This is a genomic window from Myroides odoratimimus (assembly GCF_004337635.1).
In the GTDB taxonomy this organism is placed as follows: Bacteria; Bacteroidota; Bacteroidia; order Flavobacteriales; family Flavobacteriaceae; genus Flavobacterium; species Flavobacterium odoratimimum.
Genome location: NZ_CP037427.1, coordinates 1,881,655 through 1,902,244, shown reverse-complemented (window position 1 = coordinate 1,902,244; position 20,590 = coordinate 1,881,655). Strand labels below are relative to the sequence as shown.

At 32.9% G+C, this 20,590-nt stretch carries 17 protein-coding genes; 7 read left to right on the top strand and 10 right to left on the bottom strand.

Going from position 1 to position 20,590, the window contains the following annotated elements; genetic code table 11:
* The first annotated feature begins 95 nt into the window (after positions 1 to 95).
* The 5 genes from E0Z07_RS08705 (at position 96) to E0Z07_RS08685 (ending at position 8,638) form a co-directional block, all read left to right on the top strand.
* Positions 96 to 2,687 carry a zinc-dependent metalloprotease gene (locus E0Z07_RS08705; protein WP_039328893.1) on the top strand — a complete coding sequence of 864 codons (2,592 nt, stop codon included), beginning with the start codon at positions 96 to 98 and terminating at the stop codon, positions 2,685 to 2,687.
* 33 nt (positions 2,688 to 2,720) lie between these two features.
* On the top strand, positions 2,721 to 6,080 hold the full coding sequence (locus E0Z07_RS08700; RefSeq protein ID WP_006260574.1) for a SusC/RagA family TonB-linked outer membrane protein: 3,360 nt from the start codon (positions 2,721 to 2,723) through the stop codon (positions 6,078 to 6,080).
* A 13-nt stretch (positions 6,081 to 6,093) separates the two neighbouring features.
* Entirely contained in the window at positions 6,094 to 7,422 is a 1,329-nt protein-coding gene (locus E0Z07_RS08695) for a RagB/SusD family nutrient uptake outer membrane protein (RefSeq protein ID WP_006260573.1), read from the top strand.
* Positions 7,423 to 7,559: 137 nt separating this feature from the next.
* Positions 7,560 to 8,321: a LytR/AlgR family response regulator transcription factor gene (locus E0Z07_RS08690; protein ID WP_006260572.1), complete on the top strand. Its 762-nt coding sequence runs from the start codon at positions 7,560 to 7,562 to the stop codon at positions 8,319 to 8,321.
* Positions 8,322 to 8,431: 110 nt separating this feature from the next.
* Positions 8,432 to 8,638, top strand: a complete 207-nt coding sequence (locus E0Z07_RS08685) for a hypothetical protein (protein WP_006257202.1) — start codon at positions 8,432 to 8,434, stop codon at positions 8,636 to 8,638.
* A gap of 3 nt (positions 8,639 to 8,641) precedes the next feature.
* On the opposite strand, the gene E0Z07_RS08680 is transcribed toward E0Z07_RS08685, so the two are convergent.
* On the bottom strand, positions 8,642 to 9,139 hold the full coding sequence (locus tag E0Z07_RS08680) for a YkgJ family cysteine cluster protein (protein ID WP_006257203.1): 498 nt from the start codon (positions 9,137 to 9,139) through the stop codon (positions 8,642 to 8,644).
* A gap of 63 nt (positions 9,140 to 9,202) precedes the next feature.
* Between E0Z07_RS08680 and E0Z07_RS08675 the strand changes: the two genes are divergently transcribed.
* Positions 9,203 to 9,913 (top strand): class I SAM-dependent methyltransferase, encoded by a 711-nt coding sequence (locus E0Z07_RS08675; protein WP_006257204.1) that lies wholly within the window; start codon positions 9,203 to 9,205, stop codon positions 9,911 to 9,913.
* A 47-nt stretch (positions 9,914 to 9,960) separates the two neighbouring features.
* Here E0Z07_RS08675 and E0Z07_RS08670 read toward each other — a convergent pair whose 3' ends face one another.
* The 8 genes from E0Z07_RS08670 to E0Z07_RS08630 form a co-directional block, all read right to left on the bottom strand.
* Positions 9,961 to 10,365 (bottom strand): DUF2059 domain-containing protein, encoded by a 405-nt coding sequence (locus tag E0Z07_RS08670; protein WP_006257205.1) that lies wholly within the window; start codon positions 10,363 to 10,365, stop codon positions 9,961 to 9,963.
* A gap of 39 nt (positions 10,366 to 10,404) precedes the next feature.
* A complete protein-coding gene (locus tag E0Z07_RS08665; protein WP_006257206.1) occupies positions 10,405 to 11,037 on the bottom strand; it encodes a 7-carboxy-7-deazaguanine synthase QueE in 633 nt (210 codons plus the stop codon).
* 116 nt (positions 11,038 to 11,153) lie between these two features.
* Positions 11,154 to 12,809 (bottom strand): tetratricopeptide repeat protein, encoded by a 1,656-nt coding sequence (locus E0Z07_RS08660; RefSeq protein WP_006257207.1) that lies wholly within the window; start codon positions 12,807 to 12,809, stop codon positions 11,154 to 11,156.
* 34 nt (positions 12,810 to 12,843) lie between these two features.
* A complete protein-coding gene (locus tag E0Z07_RS08655) occupies positions 12,844 to 13,800 on the bottom strand; it encodes a PstS family phosphate ABC transporter substrate-binding protein (protein ID WP_006260571.1) in 957 nt (318 codons plus the stop codon).
* Between the two features lie 334 nt (positions 13,801 to 14,134).
* Positions 14,135 to 14,989 carry an energy transducer TonB gene (locus E0Z07_RS08645; protein WP_006257209.1) on the bottom strand — a complete coding sequence of 285 codons (855 nt, stop codon included), beginning with the start codon at positions 14,987 to 14,989 and terminating at the stop codon, positions 14,135 to 14,137.
* Positions 14,990 to 15,012: 23 nt separating this feature from the next.
* Positions 15,013 to 15,552, bottom strand: coding sequence for an ExbD/TolR family protein (locus tag E0Z07_RS08640; RefSeq protein ID WP_006257210.1), 540 nt, complete (start codon positions 15,550 to 15,552; stop codon positions 15,013 to 15,015).
* An 18-nt stretch (positions 15,553 to 15,570) separates the two neighbouring features.
* Entirely contained in the window at positions 15,571 to 16,200 is a 630-nt protein-coding gene (locus tag E0Z07_RS08635; protein ID WP_006257211.1) for an ExbD/TolR family protein, read from the bottom strand.
* Positions 16,201 to 16,281: 81 nt separating this feature from the next.
* Positions 16,282 to 17,121 carry a MotA/TolQ/ExbB proton channel family protein gene (locus tag E0Z07_RS08630; RefSeq protein ID WP_006257212.1) on the bottom strand — a complete coding sequence of 280 codons (840 nt, stop codon included), beginning with the start codon at positions 17,119 to 17,121 and terminating at the stop codon, positions 16,282 to 16,284.
* 339 nt (positions 17,122 to 17,460) lie between these two features.
* Here E0Z07_RS08630 and E0Z07_RS08625 point away from each other — a divergent pair, with 339 nt between their 5' ends.
* On the top strand, positions 17,461 to 18,993 hold the full coding sequence (locus E0Z07_RS08625; RefSeq protein ID WP_006260569.1) for a helicase HerA-like domain-containing protein: 1,533 nt from the start codon (positions 17,461 to 17,463) through the stop codon (positions 18,991 to 18,993).
* 44 nt (positions 18,994 to 19,037) lie between these two features.
* Here E0Z07_RS08625 and E0Z07_RS08620 read toward each other — a convergent pair whose 3' ends face one another.
* Positions 19,038 to 20,372 (bottom strand): FAD-dependent oxidoreductase, encoded by a 1,335-nt coding sequence (locus tag E0Z07_RS08620; RefSeq protein WP_006260568.1) that lies wholly within the window; start codon positions 20,370 to 20,372, stop codon positions 19,038 to 19,040.
* Between the last annotated feature and the right edge of the window lie 218 nt (positions 20,373 to 20,590).

The following is a 20,590-nucleotide window of genomic DNA, read 5'->3' as shown; positions in this document are numbered from 1 at the left end:
TCACTCCCCTATTCCATCCATTCACTCCCAAAAATTTTAAGCATAGAGGTAAGTCAGTTAGTTTTATAGTGACTTAATAATAACTTAACATAACAATGGATAAAAACACGGTTAAACTAAGTATCAGTGCTTTAATATTTTCTTACTGCCTGGCACAGGTACCACCAGCCTATGCTGCTAAGAAAAAGAACACCCCAAAAACTGAAAAAACAGTAACCACAGAAAAAGACTCAACAGATAGTAAAAAAAATAACTATGCTGACCTAATCAAAAAGGGAGTCTATACTAAAGGGATGTTTAATACGATTCAGGTAAAAACTGATATCTATTTTGAAATCCCAGACAGCTTACTAAACCGTCAATTTTTAATTGTTAATAAATTATCTCAGGTTCCTTTAGAAGTGAATGATGCTGGTGCAAATACTGGTATGAACTATGAGAATAAACTGATTACGTTTCACAAAGATACCATTGCAAAAAAAGTATGGGTTAAAACAATCACCCCAAGAGTTTCTTCTCCAGCTGATGATGCAATTACTAAATCAGTAAAAACAAACTTTATAGAATCAGTACTAGAAGTATTCGACATTGAAGCTCAAAGTCCAGACTCTACAGCTACTGTAATTAAAGTAAATAAAGTTTTTGACGGAAATCAAAAAAGTTTTAATGATGTATTAAATGGACTAGGTCTTCCTACGTCTATTAAAACAAACTTATCTTATATAGAGGGAGTAAAGACATTCCCTGAGAATATCGTAGTTAAATCCCTATTAACAACAAGTGTTAATGAAGGTTCTGGAGACTTACCTGTATCTTTAGGAGTAACGAGTAATATCGTATTACTATCAGAGAAACCGATGCAACCACGTATAGCTGATAAAAGAGTAGGTTACTTCACAGAGAAACATTGGTTCTTCAGTGATGCGCAACACAAAATGAAAGAACAAGAGTTCATCACGAAGTGGCGCATGGAACCAAAAGAAGAAGATGTAGAAAAATATTTAAGAGGTGAACTAGTAGAGCCTAAAAAACCAATCGTATACTATATAGACCCTGCTACTCCACCCCAATGGAGAGCTAAAATTATAGCAGGGGTACACGATTGGCAAGTAGCATTCGAAAAAGCTGGTTTTAAGAATGCAATTATTGCTAAAGAACCTACTGAAGAAGATAAAGATTTTGATATCGATGATGTACGCTATTCTGTAATAACGTATGCTGCATCTCCTAAATCTAATGCCATGGGACCATCTGTAATAGATCCTCGTAGTGGAGAGATTATCGAATCTGATATCATCTGGTGGCATAATGTAATGACTTCTGTACATAGCTGGATGCGTATACAGACAGGTCCTATTGATCCTAAGGCTAGAGCAAATAAGTTCACTGATGAACATATGGGAGAAGCTATACGCTTCGTATCATCTCATGAGGTTGGACACACTTTTGGTCTAAAACACAATATGGGTTCTTCTTATGCATTCCCTGTGGATTCTCTACGTTCAAAAGAATTCACTGATAAAATGGGAGGTACTGCTCCATCTATTATGGATTATGCTCGTTATAACTATGTAGCACAACCAGAGGATGGTGTAACTGCTATCACTCCGCAGATCGGTCTATATGACAAATATGCTATCGAGTGGGGTTACCGTTGGTATCCAAATCAAGAAGAAGAAAAAACTGCACTTCGCAAAATGATAGAAGATCATCAGGATGATCCTATGTATTTCTATGGAGAGCAACAAAGTTCACTAAACATCGTAGATCCTCGTTCTCAATCAGAAGATCTAGGAGATGATGCTATGAAAGCTAGTGAATACGGATTAAAGAATTTAAAAATAGTAGTAGATAATATTATTCCTTGGACATACGAAGAAGGAGAGGATTACTATGAAGCTGGTAAATTATACATGGGAGCTATAGGACAATGGCAAATGTATAATCAACATGTGTTAAACAATATCGGAGGGGTTTATTTAAACCATGCAGTATACGGAAACAACAAAAAAGCATACGAGCCTGTCCCTTACGAGAAACAAAAAAGAGCAGTAGAGTATTTGGCTAAAAATGCTTTACAGATTCCAACATGGTTGTTCTTTAATGAAGTAGTAGAAAACACATATAGCTTAAAAGACTCTCCTGTAGGTCCATTCGAATACTCACCATATTCGTTAGCTAGAGAACTACAATATTCTACTCTGTACTACACCCTAATGGATGAGCGTTTATTGCGCCTATTAGAAAATGAAGTACAACAAGTAGAATTAGGTAAAGAGAAAAACTTTACGATAAATGATTTGTTTTCAATGCTTAATAGTGAGATTTTTGCACCCACAAAAAAAGGAAAGAGTTTATCTATCCTAGAGCGTATGACTCAAAAGAACTATGTGGATGCTCTAATCATAGATGTAAACAAGCTATTCGAAAAGACTAGTAAAAAAGGTTTACTAACTGCGCACTCTCTTCAGTTCCCTACTCTATGTAATCATGTAGAAGAGGATAACAAGTTGAGAAACATTAATTACACTGTAATGAAGCGAGTATCAGAAGTTACTTCTTACAAGAAAAGTGAATTAATGAACATCAAAAACATTCTGAATAAAAAGAAAAATAACGGAGATAAAGCTACTCGTGCACACTATGCTGATCTAATCAATAGAATAAACGAAGCTTTAAATCTATAGAAATAAACTAACCCCAATTTTATTAAAGGAAACATGAAAAAACTTTTTCTCCTTTTCTCACTCCTTACTATTTCTCTTGCCTTCGCGCAAGAGAAAAGAGTGATCACTGGTCTTGTCCAAGATAGCGTGGACAAGCTAGGATTACCTGGTGCCTCAGTAATTGTAGAGACACAGACAGTGTCTAATGCTACATCACAAGCAGGTATCGTAGAAAGTACTAGTATTGGTACTATGACTGATTTTGATGGTAACTTTACCTTAGAAGTACCACAGGATACTAAAAGCATTCGTATCAGTTTTATCGGATATGAATCTAAATTAATCACTTTAAATACTAAAGGTCATTATGTAGTGACTTTAGGTGCTGATCCTGATATTTTAAACGAAGTGGTTATCACAGGATACCAAACAATCGAAAAAAGAAAACTTACATCATCAGTGGCTCAAGTGAGTATGGCTGAAATCAACCAAAATGGTGTAGCTAGTGTGGATCAGATGTTAGCTGGACAAGTAGCTGGTATGTCAGTAGTAAATCAAACAGGGTCTCCTGGAGCTCCTGCTAAGATTAGAATACGTGGTACGGCTTCATTAAATGGACCACAAGATCCATTATGGGTACTAGATGGTATGCCACTAGAAGGTAATGACGTACCTAACTTTAATGATAAAGATAATATCGATCAGCTACAAAACTTCTCTATTGCAGGATTAAACCCAGACGATATACAAGACATTACGATTCTAAAAGATGCTTCTGCTACTGCTATCTATGGTGCTAGAGCTGCTAATGGAGTAATCTTAATCACTACTAAAAAAGGTAAAAAAGGTGAGATGAAAGTAAACTTCACTGCTAATACCTTTGTGAATGAGAGACCTGATTTCAAGAAATTGAACTTAATGAACTCAGATCAAAAAGTTGACTTTGAATTAATGTTAGCAGGTAGATCTGATATCTATAACGATCGATCTAATCAAGGTGAAGTAATGCGTATCTTGAATGGAAGCAATGAATTAGATATGTATAGAAATGGTGGCTTTGATGCATTATCATCAGCTACTCAAGCTTCTATAAATAATCTTAGAAAAACTAACACAGACTGGGGAAAAGAAGTATTTCGCCCTACATTCAACCAACAGTATGGTTTAAGCTTATCTGGTGGTAATGATGTGTCTGATTATTACTTTTCTCTTGGATACTTTAACGAAGAAGGGACAACTATAGGTACTGGTTTTGAACGTTATAATATTACTTTAAAAAACAATTACCAAGTAAGTGATAAACTTAAAGTTGGTATTGGTTTATTCGGTACACAATCTAAAAAGAAAAACTTCGTAACAGATATTGATTCAAGTATCAATCCTGTAAATTATTCTAGAAATGCTAATCCATACTTATCTCCATATAACGAAGATGGAAGTTATATGTATGATAAAGATATCAGTGGGTTCAGTGATAGATATGTACCTTTTAACTTTGCAGAAGAAAGAGCAAATACAAGTTATGAATTAATAAATAAATCATTTAAAGCAGTATTTGATTTAGAGTATCAAATATTAAATGACTTAAAATTAACATCTCAATTAGGTCTTCAATTAGATAAAAACGATACTGAAAAATATTTAGGTAAAGAAACATACTCTACGCGTAAATTCAGAGAAGGAACTAGGTATTGGGATAGTAATGCTAAGGAATTTAAATACTTCTTACCTGATGGAGGTATTATAGAGAACTTTAATGATGATAGTTTCCAATACAACTGGAAAACACAGGCTACTTATAATGCAATCTTCAACGATATGCATGAAGTAGATGTAATGGCTGGTATGGAAATCAGAAAAACAGATAATACAATTATTAGATCTAAAGGATTTGGATATGATGCTCATACCCTAACCACTAAACCTATTATCTTCCCAGAAGGAAACGTTGATGCTACACAAAAGTTATATGAAACGTACAAAAAAACAAGAAATGAAAATGCATATGCTTCTTTCTTTGCTACTGCTTCTTATACCTTCAATAGAAAATATACAGTATTCGGAAGTGTACGTGCTGATGGATCTAACTTATTCGGTGTTGACCCTAAATATAGATATGTTCCACTATGGGCTGTATCTGGATCTTGGGATGTAACTAGAGAGAAGTTTATGGAAAACTTAGATTTTATAAGTAATCTTCGCTTACGTGCATCATATGGACTACAAGGTAATATTGATAGAACTACTTCTCCTTTCTTAATTGGAGACTATAGTACATCTACTATCTTACCTGGTTATCCAGAAAGCACAATTCAAATTAGTTCAGCTCCAAATGGAACATTGCGTTGGGAGAAAACAACGAATACAAACTTTGGTTTTGATTTAGGGTTATTCAACAATAGAATATCGATAGCTGTAGATGCTTATAACAGAAAAAGTACAGACTTAATCGGTTTAAGAGCACTTCCTTTAGAGACTGGATTTGAGTGGACAAATATGAACTGGGCTCAAGTAACAAATAAAGGATATGAGATTGCTATTACAACTAGAAATATCTCTACACCAGACTTCTCTTGGACAACTACATTCAACTTCGCTCGTAACAAGAGTAAAGTAGACAAAATACAAGTATTCGATACTGAAACGTTACCATCAAGAGAAGGATTACCTGTTAACTCTGCTTTCGTTATTAAAACAGCTGGTTTTGATGATAAAGGGAACTTATTATTCTGGAAAGATGGTGCTAAAGTAAGCGGAACTGAGTTCTTTAAATTAAGTGACCCTATGGCTGACTTTATGCCAGGTTATATGGTTCAATCAAGTTTAACAAATGAAGAATATAGAGACTTATTCACTTATGCTGGTGATAGAGATCCTAAATTTACTGGAGGTCTTATCAACACAGTAAGAATCAAAAATTTTGATCTAACAGTGTCTGCTGCCTTTAACTTAAAACAAACTGTGCAAGCAACACCTTCATACAATATGGCTAAAGTAGACCCAGGAAGAAATTATACTACTGATCTATTAAATACCTGGACCCCTAATAACCCTAATGCAACATTACCTGGAATTATTGGAAATGATTATAATGGGAACTACACAGATAATGACAACTGGATGTTAGCAAAATGGTTTGATGGAGGTGATCATGGAAGTTCATATAAACATTTAGACATTTGGACTAAAGAAATTAGTTATATCCGAATCAGTAGTATTCGTTTAGGATATACTCTACCAAAGGATCTATTAAAAAAGATGAGAATAGACAATGTACGTTTTACAGTTGAAGGACGTAACTTATTTGTATTTGGAACGAATTACAATGGCTATTTCGATCCAGAGACTTATGGTAATATTTATACTCAACCTATTCAAAAGTCGTTCACTTTAGGGTTAAACGTTACTTTCTAAAAACAGACTAATCATGAAAAAATTAATATTAATACTTAGTAGTTTATTCTTTGGGTTAACAACTGTTAGTTGTGATAGCTTTTTAGATATAGAACCAGAAGGAAAAATCATACCTAAGACAACTGAGGATTACAGAAAGCTGATGACTACAGCATACTTCAACTATCCTAAACATAAATCAACTAGTAATTTCCGTACTGATGAAGTAAGGATAGTTATGGATGAGGGATCAACAAACTTTATTTCTGTAAAAGACATCTACTCATTCCAAGATGTTAATCCTCATAAACAAACTAAGAGCTTTGGTTACTCACAGTTTTATAAATCAATCTTCTATACAAATGATTTGATTAATAATGGAGTAAATACCATGCAAGCTGGAGATCAAAAAGAACAGTTGTTAGGAGAAGCTTACGGGTTAAGAGCTTTAGCATATTTTGACCTTGTAAATTTATATGCAAAACCATATAACAAAGCTACTGCTTCAACGGATTTGGCAATCGTAATATATCTTGAACATGATATTGAAGAGCGCAAAAAGAAATCGACTATGGCAGAAGTTTATGCTCAGATTCATTCAGATATTGACAATGCTAAAAAGCATCTAAAAGTAACTATTTATGAAGCAGGGCAAAATTATCGTTTCACAGTAGCCGCAATATACGCTTTAGAAGCAAAAGTAAATCTATATCAAAAAGAATACGAAGCAGCTCTTATAAGTGTAGATAAAGCTTTACAATACAAAAGTACATTAGAGGACTTAAATAAAGATCCTAAAACGTCTGTTGCTAGTTTTAAATCAGTAGAATCAATATTAGCTTTAGAAGAAGGCCTTGATTCTGAATTAAAGCCTACAGCATTACTTTCTGATGAGCTTTACAATCTTTTTGATAGAGAAAATGATCTTCGCTTTAATGCTTCTTTCGAACTTGCAAAAGGATCTTACATTAGCAAAAAAACGGGGACAGCTGAAATGAAAGCTTCATTCCGTACTGCTGAATTATATATGATTAAAGCTGAAGCATTAGGTCATTTAAATAGATTATCTGAAGCGAAAAGCGCAATTGAGAAATTGATAGTTAGTAGATATAAGCCAGAAGCTGCTGCAAAGGTAATACAGCAACTTTCTGGTTTAGATCAAAAAGGCTTTATCTCTTTTATACTTGAAGAAAGAAATAAAGAGTTCGCTTTAGAAGGTCACAGATGGTTTGACTTAAGACGTTTACATCAAAAGCAAATCATTCATAAATTTGGAGAAGACACGTTTATTTTAACTGAAAATGATTTGAGATATACGTTGCCTTTCCCATTAGAAGCAAGAGAAAACAACCCAAATCTATAGTCTTCGCCAGACTCATAACCAAAAAAGCCACTCGATATGAGTGGCTTTTTTAATATCCTCCATCCGTTCTTATAGCCTAAAGCTCTACTTGCTAAGTATAAATTATATTTTATACTTTTGTACAAATTTATCACCACATGAAAATTGCTATAGTAGAAGACGAAAGCTTAGCTTCAAATTACTTACATTCTTTGCTTTTAAAACAAGAGCACCTTTCTATAGATGATATAGTTATCTTATCATCTGTAAAGGAAGCTACTGCCTTCTTTTTAGCAAATAAAGTTGATTTGATTTTCATGGATATCCATTTAGGTGATGGAAAGAGTTTAGAAATATTCGAACATATAGAGATAAAAACACCTATTATCTTTATTACTGCTTATGATTCTTATGCTATACAAGTGTTTAAGCAGTTCACGATTGACTACATACTGAAACCATTTACTAGTGAAGAATTAGATGATGCTCTAATTAAGTTTAAAGAGATTAGTAAACAATTTGAGATTGCTCCAACATTAGATAGTTTAGCTAAAATAGAAAATGGGAATGATTCTTCAATCAAAGAACGTTTTCTAGTAAATAATGGACATAAACTAAAGTCTATAGAAAAAGATCAAATAGCGTACTTTGTTGCTTCTGGTAAACATTTATTCCTGTATACTTTTGATAACAATTCATACATCTATGATGATACAATAAAAGATATTATTAGTAAACTAGATAGTAAAACCTTCTTCAAAATAAATAGAAAGTATATCATTAATATAAAATCAGTAGCTGATATTATTAAACATAATAGTCAAAAAATAGAACTTAAGATTACTCCAAACCCTGAAGATGAGTCTCCTATTTTAGTAAGTAAAAACCAAATACTAGATCTTAAAACTTGGTTGAGTTAATTATTCATACACTCATTATTATAAAGGCTAAATTTTCTAATACTTTTAAGATAACTCAGTACTTATAATTGTTATATTTGAGATAACACAATAACATAAACTAAAAAAATATGGATTTAGGTGAGCGCTTAATCAACTTTGTTGATACGATATTAGATATGTTTAACGCTATAAAAGGTTATTTAGAAAATGCTGTAGCTTTTTTTGAAAAACTAAAAAACAAAATCTTAGAACTTCTAGAGTATTTTACTGAACAAGTAGAAGACATCACAGAAGAAAACTTGAAAGCATTAGAAGAAGAGCACTTCTTCATCTAATACTTATTTTAATATAATTCGTCTCTTCATCTCCTCTACTACTTCATAAGCAGCAGGACATATCGCTACATTTTTAAGTGTAAGATTAGATATCTGATTAAACTTCTTTCTATCTGTGTGAGGATATTCACGACATGCTTTAGGTCGAACTTCATATATCATACAGTAATTTTCATTATCTAAAAATGTACAAGGGAGACTCTGTAAGACATAATCACGATCCTCATCGATATATAGGTATTTATCTATAAATTGCTGAGGTTTCATTTTTAAATGCTTAGCGATACGTTCTATATCCGCATTCGTAAAAAGAGGTCCAGTTGTTTTACAACAATTAGCACAACTCAAACAATCTGTTTTCTTAAACACATTGTCATGTATTTCTTGCATTTGATAATCTAAATCTTTAGGTGCTTTCTTTTTTAGTTTATCAAAATACTTTTTATTTTCATTATGCTTATCTTTGGCCAACTTGGGAAGTTGTGAAAGTGTTTTATCCATTTGTATTCTTTTGGATACAAAATTACAACAACTCTACTTTAATTTTAAAAGAAAGATTAAATAATGAAAGACCTTTTAGGAAAAGCTATTTTAGATTTTCAGACAAATAATCATCCACAGAATGTAATCACCGAAACAGATATCTCTGAAGCAGAAGAAATGGATATTGCTTATCTATTTAGAAGTTATAAAGAGATGCCAAAGATCGAACAGAAGGCTCTTAACCTAGCTAAAGGAAGAATACTTGACGTAGGATGTGGGGCTGGTACTCACTCTTTTTATCTACAAGAAAAAGGAGCTGATGTAAAAGCTATAGATATTTCTCCTAACTCTATAGAAGCTTGTAAACTAAGAGGAATCAAAAATACATCAGTTCAAAATTTACTAGATTTAACAAACGAAAAATTCGATACCATTCTACTATTAATGAACGGTACAGGTATCTTCGGAAGATTAATAAATACAACTAAGTATCTACAGCATTTAAAATCTTTATTAAACCCTGGTGGGCAAATACTAATTGATAGTTCTGATTTAATCTATATGTTTGATGAAGACGAAGATGGAGGTAAATGGATACCAATGGAAAATAAAGATTATTATGGAGAATTAACCTTTACTGTTGAATACAAAGGAGAAATTGATGATCCCCTTGAATGGCTTTATCTTGATTATAACACACTCCAAAACGCTGCTCATAGCAATGGACTAGAATGCGAACTTATTACAGAAGGTGATAACTATGATTATCTAGCAAGACTAAGTATTCAATAAATCGAACAATAAAAAAAGCTCTATGTTTTCACACAGAGCTTTTTTTATTATTCTTGCATATACTTCATCATAATACCTTGTAGTCCTACTGCCCACTCCTCACCAACTTTTTGACCTTTTTCAAAAAGCACTTCACTCTTATCACTAAGTTTTTTACCTACTGGAGACTCATAAAACTGTATAAGTTGCTTAACATCCTCATGACTAAATTCTGTCATATACATCTCTGCCATCTTATCTACTAAAACAACCATGCTTGCTTTTAATTCTTTTTCAAAATCTGCACGTTTAGTTTCCTCTACATTTAATGACAATTCTTTAGTTAACAATTCAAACGTCTTTAATTGTCCGCTCAAATCCATATACTTTTTAGTATCAGCTTTAAATGCATCTTGTGCAAAAGAAAACTGAGCTACTAATACCATTGCAAAAGCAAGTATTATTTTTCTCATAGTTTTTATTTTTAAACCTTCTTGTAAATTTAAAGCTATTTAAGGAATATCCAAATATTTATGTGTTTGAACAGAAATTTTCCACTTAGGGTTTTTCTTTACATAATCAACAATAAGAGGATTCATCTCAGCGCGTTTACTCCACTCCACTTGTAATAACAACAGTGCATCTTTATTAACTCTTGCTGCTTGCTCTTCTGCAAAAATGAAGTCATGCTTATTGTATATCACTACTTTTAATTCATTTGCTGCGTCATACACACTTTGAGTTGGTAATTTATTCTTTTTAGGAGATAAACATATCCAATCAAAATCACCTGTTAAATCATAAGCACCAGACGTTTCAATATTCGTTTGTAGACCCGCTTTCTTTAATTCGGCTGTAATTACATCTAAGTTATACATCAAAGGCTCTCCTCCTGTTATAACAGCTAAATTAGCTTCTTTACCAGCACGTGACACTATCTGTTGAACATCAGTTAAAGGATGTAATTCAGCGTCCCAACTCTCTTTTACATCACACCAATGACATCCAACATCACACCCACCTAATCTAATAAAATACGCTGCATGACCAGAATAAAATCCTTCACCTTGAATAGTATAAAACTCTTCCATTAGAGGTAATATTCTCCCTTCATCTAATGCTTCTTTATCGTAATCTTTCGTCATTTTACTTTTTACATTAAGACAGCAAAGATAAACGATAATAACATTCTAATAAGCAATAACAAAAAAAACTCAACTGTAAAATAACAATTGAGTTTTCTTGATATTTAATATTCTAATTATTGTAATGCTTTAATAGTGTTTTTTGCAAACTCATTTTGAGGATCTAACTCTAATACTTTATTAAAGAACTTAATAGATTCTGTATTCTCTTCTTGATTTGCATGATAAGTTGCTAATGAAGTATATGCTTCTATTACTCTGTCTTTATTATCGGCTTTATCTAAATCACCTGCTTCTGTAAGCTGTTTTATAAAGCCAGAATACGCTTCATATACTTTTTTATAAGCCTCATCGCCTTTAATAAGACGGTTAGTTCTAGCTTTAAAGAAATAAGCTTCAGCTAACTTTACATCACCTTCAATAGCTATTGCAAAATATTTATCAGCTTCTTTCAAAGATTGTTCATTATTCCCACTCTCATCATCTCTTCCTAATACATAATAACAATATCCTGCGTAATAATTATCGTACACATAGTTACTTTGTCCTTTAATACCTCCTGAAATCACAAATACATCAATAGCTTCTTTTAGGTTATTCTTTCTGAATAATTCTAGGCCTAATGCATGGAATTCTTCTGCTACTTCTGGATCTACTTTGATAGCTTGTTTTAAACTTTCTATGCCTTTAGCATAATATCCATTGTTCTCCTTAGCGATATTCAAGTAACTAACACCTAAATATAGATGATCTCTACCAATAGTTTTTTTCGCTTTTGAAATATACTTTTCTAAACCTTCTACAGCTACAGCATAATTAGCATTATGGTATCCAGCATAACCTAAGTATCTAAAAATACGATTATTCACTCCTTCTTCATTCTTAAGAGAATTAGCTAAGCTTTCTAATTTTGTGTACTCTCCTGTTACCAAAAGAAAATCAGCATACTTCATTCTTGCCTCAAGAGAGTTATCTGATGCACTGATATACTTTTGAAAATACTCTTCAGCTTTAACCATATTTTCCTCTTTTTTAGAACTATCCTGAACAGACCATAAATAGTAACTATCAGCAATTTCTCTTAATGCAGGAGCATACTTTGGATTAACAGCTAAAATCTCTTCACATGCTTTTATAGCCTCAGCAAAACCACGACCTCTTTTAGTGATGATAGCCAATTGTAATTTAGCATCTAGCAGTGACTCATCATAAGATATCGCGTTTCTAAATGCAGAAAAAGCCTCATTAAAATTATTTTCAGCCAAATAAGCCTTACCTAAGATATTGTAAGCATTTGCATTAGTATAATCAGCATTAATAACATCTTGAGCTATTGCTATCGCTTCTTTTGGTAATTTATTCTCTGAAGAAATATAAGCTGAAGCAACTAATAACTTTTCATCATAATCCTTTTTTCGAATACTACTTAAAGCTTTATCAAAATTCTCCTTCGCTAAGGATACATTGTTTTCTTCCAAGGCTAACTGTCCTAATCCAATGTAATTAAGAAAACCTTTACTCTTAATTGCTATACCCTTCTCAAAATAAGAGCGAGCAGATTCTACTTCATCTTCTAGTAAGAACACATCCCCTAGATAATAGTAGTTCTTACCATCATTAGGTTTACTTTCAACTAAAGACTTTAAAATAGCCTTTGCTTTATCATATTGTTCATCCTGAATAGCCTTCTTTGCTGTTTCTAAGTCTTGAGCAAAGCTAGTCGCACTAATTAGAGCTATTGCAAGTAATGATTTTAGATTTCTTTTATTCATAATCTAGATATATAATTTGATTTAACGATTTTTCTTATATTTCCTTTCTCACGTTTAATTCTCTAGGAGGAACTTTAAATGGTACTAGATTTGATTTTAAAACAATTCTCTGTCCTTTATATCCAGCGATATAAGAAGCATATCCAACACCCAAACCAGACTTCCCTTGAATATCTACCACATAAAGATCCCTAATTAATGGATAGGTACCTTCCGCGATATTATTTTGTGATGGCTTATAATACTTACCATCCTTAACATTCTTAACTGATAGTACTTTTAATTGAGCTAGTTTCTCTTCTAATTCTACAGTTGGCTGAGTAAGCCAATTCAATCCAATAACACCTATCGCATCAGAATTCTTACTAACATAATCAATCACACTTTCAGTATCACCACCAAAGTATGCATAGTCCTTCGCGAACTCTTTTACATTAGCCTTTTCTTTGAAAGTTGAAACTATACTAGAGTTAACATTATCAAATACAAGTATATGATTACCTCTTTGTTCAGAATTAGGTTTTTGCAAATTACTTAACACCTGCTCATAATCAATAATACTGTCATTAAAAACCTTACTTGTTACAAAAACTATTGCATCTGTTGCAAAATGAGTCATCTTAGGTTTTACTCTACCTTTAAAGTGTTCAACTTCTTTATCTGTAAGTTTACGAGGTAATACAGCTACACGAATAGAATCATTCATTAGCATATTCAATACTTCACCTTCTGATTTTCTAACCAAATCAACCTTTACTCTGTTATACTCATACATAAATATTTCATTCACTTCATTCGCTATTGGATAAACTGATTCATCAACAAGAATACGTGTATAACCAGAAACTGGTGTTTCATCTAATGCTTTATAATCTATCTCAACATTACTTTGAGTAGATTGTACTTCTTTCTTTTTACACTGTATGAAAACAACTGAAAATGCAGTAAAAGCCAAAACATAGCTTAAAACTCTAAAACTTCTTTTTATCATTTAATAAGTAGTATCTAAAAAATCTTATTCCATAAAGATAGAAAAAACAAATAACTTCCATTGTTAAGATTTGAACAAAAAAGAAAGCCGCTAAAAGCGGCTTCATATTTTAAGAATCATTCTTGATTCCAAAGTCTTATAAATCTAAATACTCCATACACAATTAATAGTCCTCCAAAAAGCATTCTATGTGTGTATTCAAGGGCTATAGGCATATTATCCCAAAACAAAAACATGCAACCTAATCCTAAATAAAGTAAAAAGAAGCATAGTCCGAAAACAAACAGAAATCGCTGTACTAGCGATTTCTGTTGAAATTTATTTTTAAACATACCTATTGTACTTGGATAGTAATTGGTAATGTAAATTGTGATCTAACACTTCTATTGTTTTGAATAGCAGGTTTCCATTTTGGCATAGATTTAAGTACACGTACTGCTTCTTTACCAGCACCGTAACCTGGGTCACGAGCAACTTTAATATCTGTTAATGAACCATCTATCTCAACAATAAACTGAACGATAACCTGGATTCTCTTCACTCCTGAGTCGATATCTGGTGTTCTGAATCTACTGATAAATTGCTTGTTGAAAGCTGCCATACCACCAGGATATTCTGCTCTAACTTGTACTGCTACGAATACCTTATTAGGGTCTCCATCTCCAGATACTTCTTGCTTTTTATCTTTATCAGCTTCACCTGTACCTTCTCCCGTTTTGATTTCTCCTTTTTCCTTATCCCCTTTAGCATCTTTCACTCCAGGATCTGCATCCTTAAGATCTTCTTGAGTAGTTAACTTTTCTGTTACTTCCTCTTTCTTCGCTACTTCTGGTTCAACGAATTTTTTAGTATCATTCACGTTCTTCACTTCCTCTACTGGTGGTGGAGGTGGTGGTGGAACATCTTCTGGTGGTGGAGGTAATTCCTCTACCGGCGGTGGAAGATCGATCTCTTTAATTTCTAAAGGCACATCGTATTTCTCCACATTTTTAACTCCAAAAGTACCTTTTGCCATGTCTATCAACATTGGAGAAGCTATTGCTATTCCAAAAAGAGCCATACCAGCAAACAAAGCTACTGTAGTAACCTTTGGGTTTTCTGATCTTAATTGATAAGCTCCGTAAGATTTGTTACGTCCTTCGAAAACAATATCAATCCAATCTTTTTTAAAGATATTTAATTTTGACATTTCTTTTATTATTTAGACGTTAACTATTTCTCACCTAAGAACTCTAAATCCTTATCAGAGATATCAACGATAGCATAAGTTTTAGTACCTGTAATTGCCATTTCGTCTAAGATATCTACTAGATTACGATAATTTGATTTCTCACTAGCTTTGATAATTACAATTAAGCCATCTTCAGGATTTTGAGAATAAGCCAAAGCTTTTTTGGTATTCTCCATAATTACTTTTCTTATCCCGTTTTGACCGTATGAACTATCTGTAGGTCCCACTAATGGTTCATGAGGCATTCCCATATACCATTTTATTTTATTATCCGCACCGATTAAGACAGTCATCGTACGATTCTCATCTACTTTCGTTTTATCTTCTTTCTTTGCTTCTTCAGACTTGTCTGGCATAGCTAAGTTCATCGACTGCGGTTTATTCATTGATGTAGTCAACATAAAGAAAGTAATCAATAAGAAAGCAAGATCCACCATCGCAGTTAAATCCACTCCAGCATTCTGCTTTTTACTTCTTACTTTTTTATCCTTGTCGCCTCCACCTGTATTTAATTCAGCCATTTACAGTTTGTTTAATGATTAAAAATCCTCATTTCTTAGACCTGTCACCAAGTAGAATTTGTTTAGACGTTGCTCCTGCATAACATCCATAACACTTTTCACTTTTGGATAGTTTACAGTTGCATCTGCTTTGATCGCTACTTCAAGAACTTTATTGTTCAAGTCTTTAGCTACAACACGAGCTGTCTGAACCCAATCCTTTAATTGGTTATTTACAGAATCTGTAGGAATCCCAGGTTGGTTTGAAGTAACTTTATTTCTAACATCTGGCGGAAGATTTAAGAAACTTTTCAAATCTTGCATTGGTGTACCAACACCTTCTAAGAATGAAAAAGTCTTTTTCTCTTCATCATTAAATTCTATATTGTAGCGCTCTCCCATTTTTTCAAGAGTTGCGATACGATCCTCTCTACCTAAAACCCCAAAGAAAACCTTTTCTGATCCTTCTTCACCTCCGATAGTAACTGTAGCTAAATTAACCTCTGGTAATTTAGTTTGTACTGTTGAAGATGGAGTATCCACAGGTAATGGTTCTGGCATTTTAGCAGTAGAAGTCAATACGAAGAAAGTCAAAAGTAGGAATGACACGTCACACATTGCGGTCATATCCACTCTCATACTTTTCTTTTTCATTTTACCTTTTGCCATTGATAGTGTTTTTTATAAACTAAACCTGTATTGATTCTAAGTCTACACAGGCTTAGTATTATTATTATTTACTTATTCTAATTACTTTACTAAACCTTTGAATCTTCTGTAAGATTGAGTAATAGCAAATCCTGCTTCGTCAATTGAATAAGTTAATCTATCAATTTTAGTTGTAAATGAGTTATACATAACAATAGCTAATGTAGAAGTACCAATACCTGTTGCAGTACATACTAACGCCTCAGAAATACCTGTTGCTAATGCTGCTGAGTCAGGAGTACCAGAAGTTGCTAAAGCTGAGAACGCTTTAATCATCCCTGTTACTGTACCTAATAATCCTACTAACGTACCAATAGATACTAATGTAGCTAATACGATCATGTTTCTTTCTAACATTGGCATCTCTAATGTAGTAGCCTCTTCGATTTCTTTTTGAATTGCTTCAGTAGCTTCTTCGCTATTGAATCCTTCTTTTTTCATTTCTTCATACTTGATTAATCCAGCCTTTACTACGTTAGCTACTGACCCTTGTTGAGCGTCACATGCATCCATAGCCTCGCTGATTCTTCCAGCATTGATGTTTCCTTGTAAGTCTTGTACGAATTTACCTACGTTACCTTTTCCTGATGCTTTAGAAATTACAAAGAATCTCTCTATTGAGAAAACTACAGTCATTGTTAATAATCCAATTAACGCCGCTACTACAATTCCTCCTTTATAAACCATTCCCATGAAGTTTCCTGGTAGTGGATGTCCGTTTTCTGGATCACCGTTTTCAAAGTTAGCTGGGTTACCCATTACAAATTTCCAGATAATGTAACCAAATACAATACAAAATACTACTGCTAGTGATGCAATTACTCTGCTTGCTCCTGAACTAGATCCTTTTTTCTCAACTGATTCGTTTGATACTTTTGTCATCTTTTTAAAAATTTAATTCTTTTTTTTTCAATTATTACTTATTACTTATTTTCTCTTTTAAAACTAATGAGAGTCGCAAATTTATGTTTTTAGATCAAATAAAAAAATTTATAATGATTTTTTTCAACTCTTTCTTTCTTGATTTAACACAGAGGAAATTTAACACCCCGTATTAAAAGGAAATGTTAAGCTAAGGTAAAGATAACAACTCTAAATGAAATAAACTAAAGCATTTTTTACATTACCTTCAAATTTAACATTTCAAATTTATATATAATTTATTTTGCGAATACATTATCTTTGTTAAAGTTTAAAGATGTTTTTTACAAAATGACAACTATGAATAAAGAAAACTTCAGCACTAATCTCCAACAAGGCTATTCTTTTAAAGGAGATTATATTACTATAGGTGCAGCAAAATTAGAAGGTGAGATTCTAGCCGATCACTTTATCAATATTCCACTCAAAACCATTAATAGACATGGACTTATAGCGGGGGCAACGGGTACTGGTAAAACCAAAACAATACAAGTATTATCTGAACAACTTTCTGCTAAAGGTATACCTGTTTTAATGATGGACATTAAAGGTGACTTTAGTGGTATAGCGATGAGTGGTGTAGAAAATGACTTTATAAAAGACAGACATTCTAGGATGAACTTGCCTTTTACCCCTTCTGGATTCCCTGTGGAGCTATTATCAATTTCGCAACAAAATGGCGTAAGACTTAGAGCTACCATAACTGAATTTGGTCCAATCTTATTCAGTAGAATACTAGATTTAAATGAAACTCAGTCTGGTATCGTCTCTCTTGTGTTTAAATACTGTGATGACAAACAACTTCCTTTACTTGATTTAAAAGACTTTAAAAAGACACTTCAATACTTAACTAACGAAGGAAAAGAAGAAATAGAAGCAGAATATGGTCGTATTTCTGCAGCTTCAACTGGGGCTATTATTCGAAAGATAATAGAATTAGAACAGCAAGGAGCAGATATATTCTTTGCAGAACCTTCTTTTGATATACAGGATTTAATGCGTATTGACGAGAATGGGTATGGATATGTAAACATTCTTCGTCTAACAGACATACAAGATAAGCCTAAACTTTTCTCTACTTTTATGCTAAACCTACTGGCGCAAGTCTATTCTCAGATGCCAGAACAAGGGGATAGTGGACAACCAGAACTAGTAATCTTCATAGATGAAGCGCACTTAATATTTAACGAAGCAAGTAAAACACTATTAAATCAGATTGAAACCATCGTTAAGTTAATTCGTTCTAAAGGAATAGGAATTTACTTTATCACACAGAATCCTACTGATATTCCGAATGGTGTACTAGCACAACTAGGTCTAAAAATACAACATGCACTACGCGCATTCACAGAAAAAGATCGCAAAGCAATAAAAACTGCTGCAGAAAACTTCCCTTCTACAGAATATTATAAGACGGATGAGATTATTACTTCTATGGGAACAGGAGAAGCTTTAGTAACTGCTCTAAACGAAAAAGGTATCCCCACCCCACTTGCAGTATGTACTATGCGTGCACCTATGAGTAGAATGGATATCTTATCTGATCAAGAAATAAATGACCTCATAACCAAATCTTCTCTTGCTAAAAAGTACAATGAGTATTTTGATAGAGAAAGTGCTTATGAGATACTAACTGCTAAACTAGAGGCTCTAAAACAAGAAGAGCAAAAAGTAAAAGAAACAAAAACAAGTACTACTAAAACACAACAAGGAAATAGTGATGTTACAAAAGGAATTATTAAAGTTGTAACTAGTGCTACTTTTATAAGAGCCGCTTTTGGTATCTTAAATAAAATATTATCTGGAGGAAACTCTAAGGGTAAACGCAAATAAATAAAAAAGGGTATATGCAATTGTATATACCCTTCTTCTTTATATTATAGAAGAGACTTTATCTTATTCATTACTTCATCACTATCCCATTTATCTTCGATATTGTCCATCAACATCACTTGATCCATTATATGAGTTTGCCTATCTCCTTCTGCTAAAGCAGAAACATAGCTTTCTGTACTAAAAGTTACTCTATCATATAAAGGCAACCATAACTCAGGGTATACCTCAGCAAACTTGCCTTCAATTTTCTTACGTAACAAGAACATATCATCTGCTGTATCTTCACTCATCTCCTTAAAATTTCGATAAGACAGTTCTGCTATAGCATCTCCATTAGGTTTTCTTTCTTCTTGATATTTTTTCAAGATACCCAGCCAACTATCATTTTCTCCTTGGCTTATTATTTGGTTAAGAACATACACATCTTCTAATCCAGCATTTAATCCTTGCCCATAAAAAGGCACTACTGCATGCGCGGCATCACCGATAAGAGCGACCTTATCTTCAGATACCCAAGGATAACACTTCATTGTTACCAATGAATTCACTGGGTTCTCTTTAAATTGTTCTAAATAATTTGGTATCAAAGCATCTACATCCTTAAAGTAAGTAGTAAAAAACTGATTTATTTCAGCATCTGAATTGATTGTCTCAAAAGACACATCTCCATCATAAGGCATAAATAATGTGCAAGTAAAAGAACCATCAACATTCGCCAAAGCAATAAACATAAAGTCTTTTCTTGGCCAAATATGAAATGCGTTCTTAGATAACTGATGTTCTCCATTAGGCATTGCTTCTATACGAAGTTCCTTATATCCTAAATGTAGATATGATTGTTGGTACTCAAATCTACTTTGTTTTTGCATTTTAGCTCTAACCCTAGAATACGCTCCATCAGCACCAAAGATCAAATCCGTTCTAATTTCATTCCACTGATCACTTTCTTTTTCTGCTGTATATAGAATTCCTTTTTTCAAATTAACATCCCATATCGGAGTATCAAACTTAAATAATACACCTTCTTTCTCTGCAATAGAAATCAACTCCTTATTTAGTCCTCCTCTGGATATTGCCCATATAGAGTTTCCTTTTATACTATAAGGCTGGTATTTAATATCCCCCTCTTCTGTATGAATTGCTCTTTCGGACATGGGAATACCAAGTTCTCTTACTTCATCTTCTATACCCAATTCTTTTAATATCCTCCATCCTCTATCTGATAAAGCTAGATTAATAGATCTTCCTCTAAAGTCTATATTTCGAATATCCTCACTCTTATCGTATACTGTAACCGTATAGCCTTTCTTTTTTAAGCTGATTGCCAACACTACACCAACCAATCCACTACCAACTATCGAGATATCTTTTACCATTACGCTAACTAATTTATTTTTAACAAATTAAAATACATATCCTTTGATTACTTATATTTTAACTCTAATATTCTCTGTACATTTAAGCAACAACACAACTAACAGATTCCCTATGAAAGATTTAATTTGGATCCTAGTGATACTTCTTTTAACAGGGTGGTATCTCTTTTACATCGTATTTAATATAGAACATATCTTAGTCTCTATATTACTATTTG

Bases quoted from the DNA above. Each gene is read 5' to 3' on its own strand.
- E0Z07_RS08685 (WP_006257202.1), top strand. From the start codon at position 8,432: ATGGATTTAGGTGAGCGCTTAATCAACTTTGTTGATACGATATTAGAT.
- E0Z07_RS08620 (WP_006260568.1), bottom strand. From the start codon at position 20,372: ATGGTAAAAGATATCTCGATAGTTGGTAGTGGATTGGTTGGTGTAGTG.
- E0Z07_RS08635 (WP_006257211.1), bottom strand. From the start codon at position 16,200: ATGGCAAAAGGTAAAATGAAAAAGAAAAGTATGAGAGTGGATATGACC.
- E0Z07_RS08625 (WP_006260569.1), top strand. From the start codon at position 17,461: ATGAATAAAGAAAACTTCAGCACTAATCTCCAACAAGGCTATTCTTTT.
- E0Z07_RS08640 (WP_006257210.1), bottom strand. From the start codon at position 15,552: ATGGCTGAATTAAATACAGGTGGAGGCGACAAGGATAAAAAAGTAAGA.
- E0Z07_RS08665 (WP_006257206.1), bottom strand. From the start codon at position 11,037: ATGACGAAAGATTACGATAAAGAAGCATTAGATGAAGGGAGAATATTA.
- E0Z07_RS08680 (WP_006257203.1), bottom strand. From the start codon at position 9,139: ATGGATAAAACACTTTCACAACTTCCCAAGTTGGCCAAAGATAAGCAT.
- E0Z07_RS08655 (WP_006260571.1), bottom strand. From the start codon at position 13,800: ATGATAAAAAGAAGTTTTAGAGTTTTAAGCTATGTTTTGGCTTTTACT.
- E0Z07_RS08690 (WP_006260572.1), top strand. From the start codon at position 7,560: ATGAAAATTGCTATAGTAGAAGACGAAAGCTTAGCTTCAAATTACTTA.
- E0Z07_RS08670 (WP_006257205.1), bottom strand. From the start codon at position 10,365: ATGAGAAAAATAATACTTGCTTTTGCAATGGTATTAGTAGCTCAGTTT.
- E0Z07_RS08630 (WP_006257212.1), bottom strand. From the start codon at position 17,121: ATGACAAAAGTATCAAACGAATCAGTTGAGAAAAAAGGATCTAGTTCA.
- E0Z07_RS08675 (WP_006257204.1), top strand. From the start codon at position 9,203: ATGAAAGACCTTTTAGGAAAAGCTATTTTAGATTTTCAGACAAATAAT.
- E0Z07_RS08700 (WP_006260574.1), top strand. From the start codon at position 2,721: ATGAAAAAACTTTTTCTCCTTTTCTCACTCCTTACTATTTCTCTTGCC.
- E0Z07_RS08695 (WP_006260573.1), top strand. From the start codon at position 6,094: ATGAAAAAATTAATATTAATACTTAGTAGTTTATTCTTTGGGTTAACA.
- E0Z07_RS08645 (WP_006257209.1), bottom strand. From the start codon at position 14,989: ATGTCAAAATTAAATATCTTTAAAAAAGATTGGATTGATATTGTTTTC.
- E0Z07_RS08705 (WP_039328893.1), top strand. From the start codon at position 96: ATGGATAAAAACACGGTTAAACTAAGTATCAGTGCTTTAATATTTTCT.
- E0Z07_RS08660 (WP_006257207.1), bottom strand. From the start codon at position 12,809: ATGAATAAAAGAAATCTAAAATCATTACTTGCAATAGCTCTAATTAGT.